20 protein-coding genes are annotated in these 14913 nt (G+C 59.8%); 4 read left to right on the forward strand and 16 right to left on the reverse strand.

The features are described from left to right. The first annotated feature begins 6 nt into the window (after positions 1 to 6). Positions 7 to 648, forward strand: a complete 642-nt coding sequence (locus BR24_RS15240; RefSeq protein ID WP_496542330.1) for a class I SAM-dependent DNA methyltransferase — start codon at positions 7 to 9, stop codon at positions 646 to 648. Positions 649 to 768: 120 nt separating this feature from the next. Here BR24_RS15240 and ilvC read toward each other — a convergent pair whose 3' ends face one another. The 10 genes from ilvC to BR24_RS15290 form a co-directional block, all read right to left on the reverse strand. Then, entirely contained in the window at positions 769 to 1758 is a 990-nt protein-coding gene (ilvC, locus tag BR24_RS15245; RefSeq protein ID WP_496542331.1) for a ketol-acid reductoisomerase, read from the reverse strand. A gap of 140 nt (positions 1759 to 1898) precedes the next feature. Next, positions 1899 to 2387, reverse strand: coding sequence for an acetolactate synthase small subunit (gene ilvN / locus BR24_RS15250; protein WP_018125420.1), 489 nt, complete (start codon positions 2385 to 2387; stop codon positions 1899 to 1901). 14 nt (positions 2388 to 2401) lie between these two features. Next, on the reverse strand, positions 2402 to 4093 hold the full coding sequence (ilvB, locus tag BR24_RS15255; RefSeq protein WP_496542332.1) for a biosynthetic-type acetolactate synthase large subunit: 1692 nt from the start codon (positions 4091 to 4093) through the stop codon (positions 2402 to 2404). A gap of 1 nt (position 4094) precedes the next feature. Then, complete coding sequence (locus BR24_RS15260) at positions 4095 to 4322, reverse strand: DUF465 domain-containing protein (protein WP_018125422.1); 228 nt, start codon at positions 4320 to 4322, stop codon at positions 4095 to 4097. Between the two features lie 31 nt (positions 4323 to 4353). Further along, positions 4354 to 4674 carry a DUF167 domain-containing protein gene (locus BR24_RS15265; RefSeq protein WP_496542333.1) on the reverse strand — a complete coding sequence of 107 codons (321 nt, stop codon included), beginning with the start codon at positions 4672 to 4674 and terminating at the stop codon, positions 4354 to 4356. Continuing rightward, a complete protein-coding gene (locus BR24_RS15270) occupies positions 4671 to 5174 on the reverse strand; it encodes a DivIVA domain-containing protein (RefSeq protein ID WP_496542334.1) in 504 nt (167 codons plus the stop codon). Before BR24_RS15270 ends, BR24_RS15265 begins: the two co-directional genes overlap by 4 nt. 13 nt (positions 5175 to 5187) lie before the next feature. Next, entirely contained in the window at positions 5188 to 5496 is a 309-nt protein-coding gene (locus BR24_RS15275) for a YggT family protein (protein ID WP_496542335.1), read from the reverse strand. A gap of 71 nt (positions 5497 to 5567) precedes the next feature. After that, positions 5568 to 6248, reverse strand: a complete 681-nt coding sequence (locus BR24_RS15280) for an HAD family hydrolase (RefSeq protein ID WP_496542336.1) — start codon at positions 6246 to 6248, stop codon at positions 5568 to 5570. Between the two features lie 22 nt (positions 6249 to 6270). Continuing rightward, positions 6271 to 7056: a hypothetical protein gene (locus tag BR24_RS15285; protein WP_496542337.1), complete on the reverse strand. Its 786-nt coding sequence runs from the start codon at positions 7054 to 7056 to the stop codon at positions 6271 to 6273. A 20-nt stretch (positions 7057 to 7076) separates the two neighbouring features. After that, the gene (locus BR24_RS15290; protein WP_496542338.1) at positions 7077 to 7460 is read right to left on the reverse strand and encodes a hypothetical protein; all 384 of its coding nucleotides are present in this window, start codon (positions 7458 to 7460) and stop codon (positions 7077 to 7079) included. Positions 7461 to 7640: 180 nt separating this feature from the next. Here BR24_RS15290 and tatA point away from each other — a divergent pair, with 180 nt between their 5' ends. Beyond that, on the forward strand, positions 7641 to 7826 hold the full coding sequence (gene tatA, locus BR24_RS15295; RefSeq protein ID WP_462966911.1) for a twin-arginine translocase TatA/TatE family subunit: 186 nt from the start codon (positions 7641 to 7643) through the stop codon (positions 7824 to 7826). 71 nt (positions 7827 to 7897) lie between these two features. On the opposite strand, the gene BR24_RS15300 is transcribed toward tatA, so the two are convergent. Together BR24_RS15300 and BR24_RS15305 are read right to left on the reverse strand one after the other, a co-directional pair. Beyond that, on the reverse strand, positions 7898 to 8797 hold the full coding sequence (locus tag BR24_RS15300; RefSeq protein WP_496542339.1) for a hypothetical protein: 900 nt from the start codon (positions 8795 to 8797) through the stop codon (positions 7898 to 7900). 4 nt (positions 8798 to 8801) lie between these two features. Next, the gene (locus tag BR24_RS15305) at positions 8802 to 9779 is read right to left on the reverse strand and encodes a TP0624 family protein (RefSeq protein WP_496542340.1); all 978 of its coding nucleotides are present in this window, start codon (positions 9777 to 9779) and stop codon (positions 8802 to 8804) included. Positions 9780 to 9917: 138 nt separating this feature from the next. Between BR24_RS15305 and BR24_RS15310 the strand changes: the two genes are divergently transcribed. After that, positions 9918 to 10400: a SixA phosphatase family protein gene (locus BR24_RS15310; protein ID WP_496542341.1), complete on the forward strand. Its 483-nt coding sequence runs from the start codon at positions 9918 to 9920 to the stop codon at positions 10398 to 10400. On the opposite strand, the gene miaA is transcribed toward BR24_RS15310, so the two are convergent. From miaA to BR24_RS15330, 4 genes are read right to left on the reverse strand one after another with little or no spacing between them, the layout of a single operon-like run. Beyond that, positions 10376 to 11314, reverse strand: a complete 939-nt coding sequence (gene miaA, locus BR24_RS15315; protein WP_496542342.1) for a tRNA (adenosine(37)-N6)-dimethylallyltransferase MiaA — start codon at positions 11312 to 11314, stop codon at positions 10376 to 10378. The two genes, BR24_RS15310 and miaA, sit on opposite strands and share 25 nt — an antisense overlap. Then, complete coding sequence (gene coaD / locus BR24_RS15320; protein ID WP_496542343.1) at positions 11311 to 11829, reverse strand: pantetheine-phosphate adenylyltransferase; 519 nt, start codon at positions 11827 to 11829, stop codon at positions 11311 to 11313. Before coaD ends, miaA begins: the two co-directional genes overlap by 4 nt. Beyond that, complete coding sequence (gene rsmD, locus BR24_RS15325; RefSeq protein ID WP_496542344.1) at positions 11817 to 12377, reverse strand: 16S rRNA (guanine(966)-N(2))-methyltransferase RsmD; 561 nt, start codon at positions 12375 to 12377, stop codon at positions 11817 to 11819. The genes coaD and rsmD overlap by 13 nt, the downstream gene beginning before the upstream one ends. A 3-nt stretch (positions 12378 to 12380) precedes the next feature. Further along, entirely contained in the window at positions 12381 to 13988 is a 1608-nt protein-coding gene (locus tag BR24_RS15330; RefSeq protein ID WP_496542345.1) for an MBL fold metallo-hydrolase RNA specificity domain-containing protein, read from the reverse strand. Positions 13989 to 14166: 178 nt separating this feature from the next. Here BR24_RS15330 and BR24_RS15335 point away from each other — a divergent pair, with 178 nt between their 5' ends. After that, complete coding sequence (locus BR24_RS15335) at positions 14167 to 14823, forward strand: LOG family protein (protein ID WP_496542346.1); 657 nt, start codon at positions 14167 to 14169, stop codon at positions 14821 to 14823. Positions 14824 to 14913: the final 90 nt, after the last annotated feature.

The following is a 14913-nucleotide window of genomic DNA, read 5'->3' on the forward strand; positions in this document are numbered from 1 at the left end:
GGAATCATGGTTACCGACAACAAGACGCTGGACAAGGTCTACACCGCCACCAACCACGAAGAACTCATGGACGCTTACAAGGACTGGGCGGGCAACTACGACGCCGATACCGTGGACGCATTCGGTTACGTAGCCCACGAACTCACCGCGCGCGCTCTGGACAAAGTCTGCGAAGACTCCAAGGGACGCATTCTCGACGCAGGCTGCGGCACCGGCCTTGTGGCTGAGTCGCTCAAGCGCATGAAGTACGACAACATCGACGCGCTCGACTATTCGCAGGAGATGCTCGACGAAGCCGAAGAGAAAGGCGTGTACAAAAAACTCATGCAAGCCGACCTGAGCAAGCCGCTGGACATCAAGGACGACGCCTACGACGGCATCGTCTGCGCAGGCACTTTCACCTACGGACACGTCGACGCCAAGGGTTTTGACGAGCTGATCCGAATCACCAAGCCCGGCGGGCACATCTGCTTCACCATCCGCGACGGCGCATATGAAGACTACGGCTACCGCGACCACATGATCGACCTTGAGCGCTCCAACGCATGGGAACTGCTCAGCATGGAAGAAGCCGACTACCTTCGCAACGAGAACGTCAAGTGCAAGCTGTGCACTTACAAGGTCATGAAACAGGGTAGCCCGTCCTAACCCCTGACCGAGATAACATTCTTCAAGGCGAAGGCTCCGGCCTTCGCCTTTTTTGAAACTACGCAAAAAAGGCGGCCCCCTTTCGGGAACCGCCCTTCATATACTCCAATTGAAACGAAGCTACTTCTTGAGCCAGCTCATCATTTCGCGAAGACGGGTGCCGACTTCCTCGATCTGGTGCTCGGCGCCGAGACGACGCTGGGAGCGCAGCATGGGCTGTCCGGCCTGATTGTCGAGGATGAAGTCGCGCGCGAACTTGCCGTTCTGAATCTCCTTGAGGACGGTCTTCATGGCTGCGCGGCTCTCATCGGAGATGACGCGGGGGCCGGTGACGTAGTCGCCGAATTCCGCGGTGTCGGAGATGGAGTAACGCATGGCCGCCATGCCGCCTTCGTACATGAGGTCGATGATCAGCTTGAGTTCGTGCAGGCATTCGAAGTAGGCGACTTCGGGCTGATAGCCGGCTTCCACCAGCGTTTCGAAACCGGCCTTGCACAGCTCGGTCAGGCCGCCGCAAAGCACTGCCTGCTCACCGAAGAGGTCGGTCTCGGTTTCTTCGCGGAAGGTGGTCTCGATGACGCCGGAGCGGGTGGCGCCGATGCCCTTGGCGTACGCCAGAGCAATATCGAGGGCGCTGCCGGAGGCGTCCTGCTCGATGGCGACCAGCGCCGGGACCGCTCCGCCTTCGGCAAAGGTGCGGCGGACCATGTGGCCCGGTCCCTTGGGCGCAATCAGCATGCAGTCGATGCCCTTGGGCGGAACGATCTGCTGGAAATGCACGTTGAAGCCGTGACCGAACGCGATGACGTTGCCTTCCTCGAGGTTCGGGGCGATGTCGTTGTCAAAGACCGTCTTCTGTACCTGATCGGGAAGCAGAATCATGACGAGGTCGGCCTGCTTGGCTGCCTCGGCTGCGCTCACCGGCTCAAAGCCGTGCTCCTTGGCGAGCTCGTAGTTCGGGCCGCCGGGGCGCTGACCGACTACGACGTTCACGCCGGAATCACGCAGGTTCTGGGCATGGGCGTGGCCCTGGGATCCGTAACCGATGATGGCGACGGTTTTGCCCTTGAGAAATTTCAGATCCGCGTCCTTCTCGTAATACACCTTCATTGCTCTCTCCTGAGGGGTTTTCCCGCATACAAACTGCGGGGTGGGGTGACGTAGAATCCCCCGACATAACGACAGCGCAACCCTCCCGGCCAATTACAGGCCGGGGGGCGCAATGTCCAGCGGGAAATCGGGGGGTGTCGCTACTCGGCGGCCTGCATGGCGCGGCGCATGGCCACGTTGCCGGTGCGGGCGATTTCCTTGATGCCGAACCTGGATAGCAGGTTCAGGATCGCGGATATCTTGCCGCGGTCGCCGGTGCATTCGATGGAAAGCTCGTCCATGCTCACATCCACGACCTTGCAGCGGAAAATGTCCGTAATGCGCAGAATCTCCGCGCGCTTGGAATCCTCGGCGTTGACCTTGATGATGATCATCTCTCGGTCCACCGACTGCAGTTCGGTCATGTCCACCACCTTGATGATGGGCACGAGTTTTCTGAGCTGTTTGACGATCTGCTCGATGATGGCGTCGTCTCCCTCGGCAACGATGGTCATGAGGGAAACGCCCTTTTCGAGCGTGGGGGCAACGTTCAAGGATTCGATGTTGAATCCGCGACCGCTGAAGAGACCGGCGACCCTGGACAGGACTCCGGGCTCGTTTTCGACCATGATGGAAAGTGTGTGTCGCATACCGCTTAACCTCCCTACACCAGAAGCATCTCGGTCAACGACGCTCCCGCCGGGACCATGGGATAGACGTTTTCCTCGTTCGTCACGCGCACATCGATGATGGCGGGCTTGTCAGTGCTGAAAGCCTTCTTCAGCACTGGGCCGACATCCTTCTTCTGCGTGATCCGGTACCCTTCCGCGCCATAGGCCTCCGCCAGCTTGACGAAGTCCGGCTGCGCGTCCATGCAGGTTTCGCAGTAGTTGCGATCATAAAAGAGCTCCTGCCACTGCCTCACCATGCCGAGGAATCCGTTGTTGAGGATGACGATCTTGACCGGCAACTTGTTGCAGACCACGGTCATCATCTCCTGGATGTTCATCTGGATGGAGCCGTCACCCGCGATATCGACCACCAGCTTGTCCGGGAAGGCCTTCTGCGCGCCCATGGCCGCGGGAAAACCGTAGCCCATGGTGCCGAGTCCGCCAGAAGTCAGGAACCGATTGGGCTCCTTGACCTTCAGGAACTGGGCGGCCCACATCTGATTCTGCCCCACCTCGGTGGCTATGATGGCCTCTCCCTCGGTGATATCCTGAATCATCTCAACGACGTACTGCGGCTTTATGCCGTCCTCCACATCGTTGTAGGTCAGCGGGTGCATCCGGTCCCATTCCTTGAGCTGGCACCACCACTCGTCATGCTTGAGGCTCCAGTCCTCCTGTTCGTGGAGGGCCTGCATTTCCTTCTTGAGGGATGCGAGCGCGCTCTTGCAATCCGCCACGAGCGGCACGTGAACGGAAACGTTCTTCTGAATACTTGTGGGGTCCACATCTATGTGCACGATGGTGGCGTGCGGAGCGAAGGTGCTGACCTTGCCGGTAACCCGGTCGTCGAAGCGGGCTCCGACTGCAAGCAGCAGGTCGCAGTGGTTCACCGCCATGTTGGCCGCGTAGGTGCCGTGCATACCGAGCATGCCCAGCCAGTTGTCGCCGTCGCCGGGATAGGCGCCGAGCCCCATGAGGGTCGAAGTGACCGGGATGCCCAGCTTGTCGGACAACCAGCGCAATTCCTCATGGCTCTTGGAAAGCACCACGCCGCCGCCGGAGTAGATCAGCGGCCGCTCGGCCTTTCGGATGAGCTTGGCGACCTTGCGCACCTGCCCCACATGCGGTTTCACGTTGGGGTTGTAGCTGCGCATGCTCACGTCTTCGGGCCACTCGAACTTGCACTTGCGGTTCATGACGTCCTTGGGAAGGTCCACAAGGACCGGCCCGGGCCGTCCGGAGCGCGCGAGAAAGAACGCCTGCCGGACGGTCCGGACCAGATCGTTTACATCTGTGACCAGATAGCTGTGCTTGGTACACGGCCGCGTGATACCTACAATGTCCACCTCCTGAAAGGCGTCATTGCCGATGAGCGGCGTTGGCACCTGGCCGGTGAAGATGACCACCGGAATGGAGTCCATATAGGCCGTTGCGATTCCGGTGACCGTATTGGTGGCGCCGGGACCCGAAGTGACTAGGCATACCCCTGCCTTGCCGGTGGCGCGGGCATAGCCGTCCGCGGCATGGATGGCGCCCTGTTCATGGCGCACTAGGACATGCTCTACGGAAAAATTGGGGATTTCGTCGTAGATGTCGATCACGGCTCCGCCCGGGAAGCCGAACATTACGTCCACGCCCTCTTTTTCCAAACACTTCAATAAAATCTGGGCCCCGGTCATCTCCATTCTAATCTCCCGTAACGTAGTGCTCCAACATGGACTGGAGCTTGGTCTTGCCAGCGAGCTTTTTCTTCTTCAGCTCCTTGACTTCCTGCTGCTCGGCCGAGCTGAGGTAGCTCTTGGCTTCCAGCTTATTCAACAATTTTTCGTACTGTACGTGCTGTTCATATAGGGCCTTGAGCTCTGCATCTTCGACCTGGAACTTCTCGATGAGTTCAATTTCTCTGGCTTCCATGAGCACTCCTTTGGTAATGATTGACCTTTCCTCAGCCTGCTTTTTCCAGGCGGCTGAAGTCCGGTTTGCAGCCGGCCTCGACAGCCAGCACCTTGTTCCTGTTTGCATGCCCCGACTCCAGAGTCAGGTGACGGGGCTTGATCTCCAGCAGTCTGGCAAGAAATGCCACAAGCGCCTTGTTCGCCTCGTTGTCCACTGCGGGAGCGGCAAGGCGAACCTTGAGACTCTGCCGGTACGGCCCGACGACCTCGCTTCGCTTGGCGCCGGGCTGTGCCCAGATGGAAAGACGCCACCCGCCGCGTCGCGACTGGCGTATGTATTCGTGGGATTCTGTGGTGAGTTGCTCGCTCATTCGGCCTTTTTCAAAAACGTCAGTTTGGATTCCAATTCTTCGATGCGGTCCACTTCCGGGTCGGAATGTTCCAACATTCGTAGGTGTGCATCCAGCAGGCTTTTCAGCTGGGCTTCAAATTGGGTCCTCTGACGTTTGAGGCTCTCGATGTCCTCGTAGACGCTGGCAAGGCGTTCATGACCTTTCCTGATGGTCTCTTCCGCCTTGCTCTCCGCCTCGTCCCGAATGAGCTTGGCCTCGCGGTGTGCCGAGGTCTTGATGTCGTCCACGACCTTCTGCGTGTTCATGAGCGTATCGCGAAGCGACTCGTCGCGCTGACGATACTCCTGAAGCATCGCATCCATGCGTTTGATCTTCTTGCGCATGTCCTTTCCGGCATCCACGAGCTCCCCGACCGTTTCGGCAACCTCAAGCATGAACTGGTCCACCTCGGCTCTGGAATAGCCGAGCATGGATTTGGAAAAACGTTTGTTGAGAAGATCTATCTTGGTAACGGTCACGGCGACACCTCCCTTACATCACTGCGCCTCCGCGCATGGAGAAGGCCAGATCCATGAGATTGGCGACGAGCACCATGTCAAGAACCTGGATGGCCAGAATGACAACTATGGGCGACAGGTCGATGCCGCTCACGACGGCAAAGGGAATCCATTGCCGGACTTTATGGAATACGGGCTCGGTCAGGCCGCGGAGAAAACGAACGATGGGATTGTAAGGATCGGGGTTGACCCAGGAAAGAAGGGCCGAAATGATCACGATCCACATATATCCATTGAGGACGATGCTGAGAATTTTAGCAATGGCGAAAACCAGATGAGACATATATCCTCCACATTTGCGGGCAAAACCCACTATGACTGCACCCTGTCACAGGGCGGATGATTTATCAAGAGCTAAAAGCTGATAACGGGACCTTCGTACAGACGCATGAGGCCGCGCTTGAGCGCCCAGTAATCCGGAATATACAGGTCGGCGTCCATACTTTCATTGCGGTAGGACCAGATTCTGGTTCCCGCATTGCGCGCGGCCTGGCAGTCCACGATGGAATCACCGATGAAAACGGTCTCCTCGGGCTTGAGGTCCAGGGTGCTCATGATCTGGTACATGCCTTCGGGGTGCGGCTTGGGACGGCGCACCTCGTTGACCGTGATGACGGGGAAGAAGGTGTCCTGCAGTTCAATGGACTCGAGCACCATCGGCATGGTGTCCTTGCGGCTGGTGTTGATGGCCAGCTGACATCCTGCCCCGCGCAGCCACCAGATAAGTTCGAAGACCCCTTCCATGCGTTTGATGTAAGGCATGACGCGGGCGTAGTCGAATTTCTTCTGGTATTCGAAGGCTTCTTCCCAGTGCTTTTCCGGCAGGATGTGCCGCATGGCGTCGGCCATGGTGGCACTGTGAGCGAAGGCCTTTTCCTTGTCGTCCATTGGCGGAAGGCCGAAGTGCTCCTTCACCATGTTGTAATAGGCGGTGTTGGCTTCGATGGAATCGATGAGGACTCCGTCGCAGTCGAAAACGATGCATTTGATGTTCTCGAATACGTCGGTCTTCATCAGGTCGTTGAGATAAATCACGGAATACTCCCTGAATCGTTCTTTATTTGCTGATGCAGGCCACGGTTATCCCGCGCTCGGTAAACGGCAGTTCCTCCGGTGCGCGGGAGCGTCCGGCGAGTTTCCATGCCGGAGCGGTGACCACTTCCGCCTCCCCGGGCAGTTCGTCCGTGTCGGCGGGGGTAAATTTCAGCCCGGCTTCACGCCAGGTCTCGATGATTTCGGGGTCGGAGCAGACGAGCACGGCGTCTTCCGGCACAAAAGCGGCCATCCCTTCCATGACGCGCTGCCACGCCAGCCTCTGGTCAGAAGTCGAGGAAGGCGCAGTGTTGCTCAGAATCCTGCCGAGCTCGCCCGTACGTTCGTCATCCTCTTCGATGCCCAGTTCGCCGGACATGCGCTGCCAGGAGTCCATCACTCCCCTCTCGAGTTCGGAGGTCTCCACGAGACGCTCTTCAGTGGCCCATGCCAGCAGCAGGATGAACTGCGCGCGGCGAAGAGGTGCATCCTCGTCCACGCTGCCGCCGCGAGGTGGCAGGGCACCTATGCCCACAAGCAACTGGGACTTGATGGTGCTCTCCGACTCGGAGAAATAATCTTCGGGAGTATGAGCGCCGAAAAAGGCCATTTCGGACGGATTCTTGAACTGTTCGCCGAAGCTCACCGAGTCGCGCACCAAAGCGCGGGCAGTTCGGCCGTCGAGCGGCAGATTGTCTGGACGAAAGCGCTCCCCGTCATCGGCGGCAAGGCCGGGGTCGAAAAAAGCAGCTTCGTCAACGTCGCCCGTGGAGGCAAGTTCGGCATGCATGGCGGGGAAATGTATAAGCATGGCAGTCTCCGGTTGCAAAATCAGGTTTCCTCGGCATCCTTTTTTACGGGAGCGAAGCGACGGCACCGTCCTTCGCACCGTTCAAGACCGAGCAGGCACAGCGCATCGTGATGATGTCGGCAGAACGGCGGCACCCCGCTTGCGTCGGCTTCATACTCAGGACAGTCCGGCTTATGCCCCACAAGACGCTCGAAACGTGTCTTCCAGAGCTTGCCGACCTGATCCGGCCCGACGCTGAACGCCTCGGCGCGGTGAAGAAAATCGTCGAAGACCGCCTCCCACTGCATCATCACGCTACAGCGCCAGCGGCGTTGATAACCGGGATTCAGGCGCTCCTCGTACAGGCATCGTCCGCGGCAATGATGGCGGCAGTCGTCGGCGGGCATTCGTTTGATATCGCTCATGCGTTCTCCGCGTATGCGCCGGGCGCACAGGGGAAGGTTTACGTTCGGCGGGACCAAATGTAAAGTACGGGAATCACGGTGTCCGACCGTGCGGCGGTCGCAGCCGTCTTGACCTGCCGCCACACGGGGTGTATATGCGATTTCAGCCTGACAAAGGACACCAACACCGGAGGAACATATATGATTGGCGGATTCGGAGTCTGGGAACTCATCATCATTCTTCTCATCGTACTCGTCATCTTCGGAGCCAAGAAACTCCCGGAAATCGGCGACGGCATCGGCAAGGCCATCAGCAATTTCAAAAAGGCGAGCAACGAACCCGAGGAGATCGACGTCACCCCCAAGGATGACGAAAAGAAAGAATAAATTTCAACGAGCCGAAAAAAGCGGCGTCCCGAGGGACGCCGCTTTTTTTGTATCCGTTTCAGGCCGAAGGGTTACTCGTTTTCCCCGTTGGCCTTTTTATCAATACTATAGGAAAGACCTCGGTCCGGCAGAAACGCCTCCAGCCTTCCGGTCAGCAGCTCCCGGTTGAGGATGCGTGCAGACCAGATCCCGGAAACGCCGGAAGCCTGCATGTCCAGTTCCAGCAGCTGAACATCGGACAACGCCCCGTCCCACTTGCGCAGCACACGGTCGAACTCGCGCACGCCATCGGGCGTAAACCACCCCGCGATGCGCAGTGTCGCCATGCCGGTCTTGGGGGTCTGAGCCATCTGGCGGGTGAAATACCGCTTCCAGAGGTCATTCCACACAACGCCGAGATCCTTTCCGCGTCCGCGCCAGACACGGCCGGGGATGCGCATCTGCGCATCAAACATTTCCTTTCCGTCCTTGGAAATCATTATGGCCGGCGAATCAACGTCGGCAGACGGATCGATGCCGGTGAGGAGCATAAGCCTCTCCAGCTCGCCGCGGTCCTCCTCGTTCAACCCCTTTACGCGGACATCTGCCGAGATCGGCTCTTCAGCGGTTGAAAAAACGCCCATGGACTTGAGACCGTCGCGAAGAGCCTGACGGTTGACCTTGACGTTCATGCGCATGGTGAGTCCTTCCTCGGAAGGCACAGTCTCCACCTTGTCATACCCAAGAACGTAATAGCCCGCCTTTTCCTTGAGGTCTTCGCGCAACAGCTCGGAGCGCTTCTCACCGAGCGGCGGAAGCAGCCTGAGCGCTTCCTTGTGCACCGCTTCGGCAAACGCCTCGTTCATAGCGCGGCTTTGCAGATCCATGGAGGATTCGTTCTCCTCCTCCACCACGGAGACCTCGACGTTTCCTGCAAAGGCCGGAAGCACCGCGAAACAGGTAAGAAGTATAGTCAGAAAAAACGTTCGCACCGAGTTACTCCTCAAGGTCGAAACTTTCGTATTGGATGCCGCCGCCCTGCTCGCCCGCGGGGGTCTCGGCGTCGAGGACCGAAGCATCCTCAGCCGCCTCCTGGTCGAGGACGATGACCACGCGGGCCTGATCCCCGATGCCTTTCTTTCCGAGCACCACACGGGCCAGAGCGGCGTCGGAGGCGGATATGACGGGATCGGTCGCGGTGGCCTTGCCGGTGGCCTGCACGACCAGCGGGGTTTCGCCTACGCGGCTACGAACCACGACCCATTCATCGGAATTGGAATAAGCGGCCACGCCGGAATTGACGGCCACGGACCGGCTGACCACAAAGGGACCGTAAACGCCCACGCCGTTTTCGTCATAGACAACCGGACACAGCGCCGGAGTGACGTCGAGCCCCCGCGCGTCGATGATGACGCCGGAGTAGCCGGTTCCCGGCCTGACGCCGAGTGCCGTGGGGTCGACCATGTCTTCGGGCGGCGCCTGTTCGGCCTTGTCCAGTCTTGGCGGAATGCCGCTAAGGAAAGGGATGGTGGTCGGCAGCATGCGTTCGGCCATGGCCCCGCGCATGGAGATGGAAGCGGAGACTTCACCCATGGAATCCGTCGCCCCTTCCTCGGAAGGCAGGGGCAGTGTCAGCGGGGAATTCTGGAGCAACATGCGAACGTCTTCGGATGCCTCCAGATCTTCAGCCAGCCGGTATCCGACGGTCTGATCCGAGTCGATGCGGACCTGCTCGATGACGTCCAGCATCCGCTTTCTCGCGGTGACGGCGGCCTCGCGCACGGCGAGAGACTTGCGGCGCACCGGGTCGAGGACGTCGCCGACGGGTTCCACGGTCACGGATGCGACCACCTCTCCGTTGCCCCAGTGCACGGAGGCACCCTCATGGCTCTGAACGTGTCCGCGAAAGGCGAATGCCATCTGCGTGAACGCGAGCAGAAGAAAAAGGGTCAATAATGATTTGCGTATGATCATGTGTTACTTCCTAAGGAATGCCGAATTTCCGGGTCAGTCCGCATGTACCGTTCCGTGTCGGATATCGCAACCCGTAATTTGAGCGCCTTGCCGTGGAACCGCCCATGCGCTAGGCTTGCCGGAAAAAGGGGAAAGCAAATGCTCGTCCACCTCATGCAGCACGGCGCCTGCCTGCCCAAGGAAGCCGACCCGGAACAGCCCCTGAGCCCTGTCGGGATAGACCTGATCCGGCGAAACGCCATCTCCATGCGTTCCCTCGGCATGGACTTCGACCGCATCATCACCAGCAACAAGCTCCGCGCGCTTCAGACCGCCGAGATAATCGCCAAGACCATCGGCTACCCGGTGGAAGGCATCACGGCGGACGCCCGCTTCAAGCCCTCGGCCCGTCCCGAAAAAACTTTGGAGGCACTTGAGGAGTACGCTGCCGAACTGATTCTCGTGGTGGGTCACCTGCCCTCGCTGGAACTTGTGGCATCCCGCCTGCTCGGAGGTGCGGACGGTGTAAAGCTGCACTTCGCCAACGGCGGGCTCACCTGCATCGAGACCAGCCCGACGTTTTCACAGTCCTTGCTGCTCTGGCATCTTCAACCGCGTCACCTGTCGTTGCTTGGCAGCTGAGCAAGCCACGACTCAACCCTTTGCGCCACGGCCTCCGACGCCTCGGGGCTGAACCACTCTATGTCGGTCTCCTTGCGGAACCACGTAAGCTGACGCTTGGCATAGGCTCGCGTGTTCCGAACCCACTTCTCCACGGCCCGGTCCAGCGAAGAGATGCCACGCAGATGCTCCAACAGCTCTGCACAGCCGATGCCGGACCAACCGGGAGCCTCGGGGTCGGCACACGTTTCCCACGCGGCTCTCGCCTCTTCCAGCGCACCGCGTCCAAGCATTGTGCCGATACGCTTTTCGAGGTGCGGGGTGAGATCGTCCAGCGCCACTTCAAGCCCGATCTTCAGATAGTCGTACTCGGCTTTCTTATGCTGCTCGCCGTGCCAGTCGGTCATGGTTCTGCCGGTGCCGAGCCACACTTCCAAGGCCCTGGCATTGCGCTGGCTGTCGTTGGGATGAATCCTTGCGGCATATTCCGGATCGATGCCCTCAAGTTCACGATGCAGCTTCTGCGGCCCCTCGGCCTCCAGACGCCGCAGCACACCCGCACGCACCTCGGAGGGGATCTCGGGGATGGGAGCGATCCCGAAAAGCAACGTCTTCAGGTACATGCCAGTTCCGCCCACCAAGACCGGGAGCCGTCCGGCCCGTTGCACCTCGGCCACGGCGTTCCTCGCCATCTCCGTGAAGCGGGCGGCGTTGAGGGTCTCGTACGTTGGCAGAAAACCGTAAAGGAGATGCGGGCAGGCCTGCATCTCCTCTGGGTCCGGCTGGGCGGTAATGACCGGGAAGTCCCGGTAGACCTGCCTTGAGTCGAAATTGATCACCGACACGGGACGCTTCGCGGCCATGGCGAGGGCCGAGGCGGTCTTGCCCGCCCCGGTCGGTCCCACGAGACAGACGACGGTCCCGTTTCGGCTCATGTCTCCTCCTCCAGAGAAGGCGGCGTGGCGTATTTGGCGTACAGTCGGGAAACCACGGCCTCGGGGACGAGCCCCTTGATGTTGCCGCCGTGACAGGCCACTTCCTTCACTATGGTGGAGCTGAGGTACATCCACTTGAAATCGGTCATGAGAAAGGCGGTCTGCACGCCGCGGTCCAGCTTGCGGTTCATCAGCGCCATCTGAAATTCGTACTCGAAGTCCGAAACGGCCCGCAGCCCGCGCAGGATGGATCCCGCTCCGCGTCTTCTGGCGTAGTCGATGAGCAGGCCATGGAACGGCTCCACGATGATGCGGTCCTCGTCGGCGAAGACCTCGCGCGCCATCTGTACGCGCTCGTCCAGAGAAAACAGCGTCTTTTTCGGAGAGCTGCGCGCGATGGCAAAGACGATGTGATCGAAAATTCCGAGTCCGCGCTTGATGAGCGAGACATGCCCCTTGGTCACCGGATCGAAGGTGCCGGGGTATATTGCCAGCCTTGAGTTCAGGTTCTCCATACGAGTATCCTGGTCTGACCGTATTCACGGTCCGCTATGAGTTCCAGACGCCCGAGCCGCCCCTCGTCGGGTGCGGTCACACGGGCTTCAACTTCCGCGAGGATGAACGCTCCATCCTCGAACCAGCCGCTTTCCAGGGCCTTCTCAAGCGCCGGGGCCATGAGGTCCTTGCCGTAGGGCGGATCGATGAACCCAAGCCCGAACGGCTTTTCCGGCGGGCGGGAAAGCACGGTGAAAATATCCTTGCACAATACGCGGGCTCTTGCACCGCCGAGTTTGAGATCGGAAAGGTTCTGTCGGATGACGCCGGCTGCCTTGCGGTTCTTTTCGATGAACCGAGCAGTCTGCGCTCCCCGGCTCAGGGACTCCAGCGCGAGGCTGCCGCTTCCTGCGAACATGTCGACCACCCGAAGCCCCAGCCAGCGCACGCCGCGCGCCTCCAGCATGGAAAAGATCGACTCTCGCACCCTGCCCGTGGCGGGCCGGTATCCCGGTCCCTCGCAGGTGCGTATGGTGCGGCCCCTGAATTCTCCGCCTATGATACGCATGACCTACATCTCCGAAATGAGCTCGACCATGGCCCGGTTGATCTCCATGAGGCGGTCGCGAACATCGGTCTGCTCCGGCCACGGGCGTTCCTTGACATCTTCGAGGCGCTTGCGGAACTCCTCGAACAGCTTCTCGGAGTCGGCCACGAGGAAATCCCAGTCCACGCGGGGCCTTGCCGCGGCGGCATCCACCACCGGGGTCATCTCGCGTCCCGGTTCGAGGATCAGCTCCTCCATGTACTCCGGGATGTGGATATCAAAGCCGAAGCGCTCCCTGATGACTTCCGCAAAGGCGTCCTGCGCCTTTTCCTCGCCGTGGACAACGATGATCTTCACCGGCTTGTCGCGGATGCCCTCCAGCCAGTCCAGCAGCTCGTCCTGCCCGGCATGGCCCGAGAATCCGTTGATGGTGAAGACCTTGGCGTTGACTGCCACCTCTTCGTTGAAGATGCGGACCTTTTCCGCGCCGTTGACGATGCGCCGCCCCATGGTGCCCACGCCCTGATACCCAACGAAGACCACGCTCGCGCCGGGCCGCCAGAGATTGTGGCGCAGGTGGTGCTTGATGCGGCCCGCGTTGGCCATGCCGCTCGCGGAAATGACCACGGCCGGCCCGGGAGTGTTGTTGATCGCGATGGATTCGTCCGTGGACAGCGTCAGGCGCAGATTCGGCAGGTCCAGCGGGTTTTCGCCGTTTTCGATATAGCCCATGGTCTGCTCGTCGAAGAACTCGGGATGATTCCGGAAGACCTCGGTGGCGCGGATCGCCAGCGGGCTGTCGAGATAGACGGGCATATCCTCGGGCAGCCGCCCTTCCTTGTGCAGCAGGAAGAGGGAATAGATGAGTTGCTGGGAGCGTTCCACGGCAAAGGCAGGGATGACGACCTTTTCGCCCTTGGAATAGCTGTACCGGATCGCTTCGGCCAACTCGTCGAGCGTATTCTGTGCATCCTTGTGAACGCGGTTGCCGTATGTGGATTCGAGAAAAAGATAGTCCGCACAGTCCAGCAGCGAAGGGTCCTGCACGATGAGCTGTTCAGGCCTGCCGAGGTCGCCGGAGAAGACGAGCTTGGTGTGCTTGCCCTCTTCCACGTATTCCACTTCGATGAAGGCCGAGCCGAGGATGTGACCGGCATTCTTGAAGGTAACCTTCACGCCGTCGGCAGGCTCGAAGCCCGTCCCGTACTTGACCGGCTTGAAGAGCGGGGTCGTGGCCTCGGCGTCCGCGGTGGTGTAAAGGGGGGTAACCTGTTCCTCGCCCTTGCGGTTGCGCTTTCTGTTGGCCCATTCCGCTTCCATCTCCTGAATGTGTGCGGAGTCGAGGAGCATGATGTCCAGCAGGTCGCTGGTCGGCTCCGTCATGTAGATGGGGCCTTTGTAGCCGTGGGAAACCGCGGCGGGCAGCAGGCCGCTGTGGTCGATGTGCGCGTGCGTCACGAGAATGAAATCGAGGTTCTCGAAATCGTAGTCCTCGAGGTTGCGGTTGCGCGCCTCGATTTCCTTGTTGCCCTGATGCAGGCCGCAGTCGACCGCGAAACGGACGCCTTCCCTTTCAAGAATGTAGCAGGATCCGGTAACCGCACGTGCGGCTCCCATGAAGGTGATTTTCATATGACTCGCTCCCGGCTCCGAAAGAAGGTTCTACCGCCCTTCCCGATGACGAAATTCAATGCTAAACGACTTGTGCCGACCCGGTCGGCCACGGCGCCCACGTTCATGCCCCAAAAGGGCGAATCAGGCAACCATGCATTGTTATCACCGCAATGCCCGCATAATTCAAGGAGAAACCATGCCCAGGTCAAAACAGTACCTCATAGACGACCTCTCCATGAAGGAGTCCTGGAGGCTCTTCAAGATCATGTCCGAAGTGGTGGACGGCTTCGAAACGCTCAACGACATCGGCCCCGCCGTGTCGGTTTTCGGGTCCGCCCGGATCAAGCCGGAGGAACCTCTCTACCAGCAGACGGAACAGCTCGCCGCCAAACTCGCCGAGGCCGGATTCTCGGTCATCACCGGCGGCGGCCCCGGCCTCATGGAGGCAGGCAACAAGGGCGCCAAGGAGGCCGGCGGCGAATCCATCGGCCTGCATATTCACCTGCCGCTCGAGCAGGGCGCCAACGAGTTCGTGGATGTACGCTGCGACTTTCGCTACTTCTTCATCCGCAAGCTCATGTTCATCAAATACGCCATGGCTTACGTCGCCATGCCCGGCGGATACGGCACCCTCGACGAGCTCTCCGAGGCGCTGGTGCTGATCCAGACAAAGCGCATCCGCCCCTTCCCTATCGTGCTCCTCGGCACGGAATTCTGGGGACCGCTGGTGGACTGGTTCAAGGAACGTCTCGTACGCGACGGCTTCTGCAGGGAAGAAGATCTGGACCTGTTCAGGGTCACCGACGATATCGACGAGGCCGTTGGGCACATCAAGCGCCACGTCATCCTTTAGGCACACCAAAGAAGCTGGCGAACGCCCGGCAGCGAATTGCTGCCGGGCGTTTTTGCGTCTTGCCCTCATGGTGCAAAAAAAGCTATCGGT

Source organism: Pseudodesulfovibrio halophilus DSM 5663 (genome assembly GCF_059568665.1).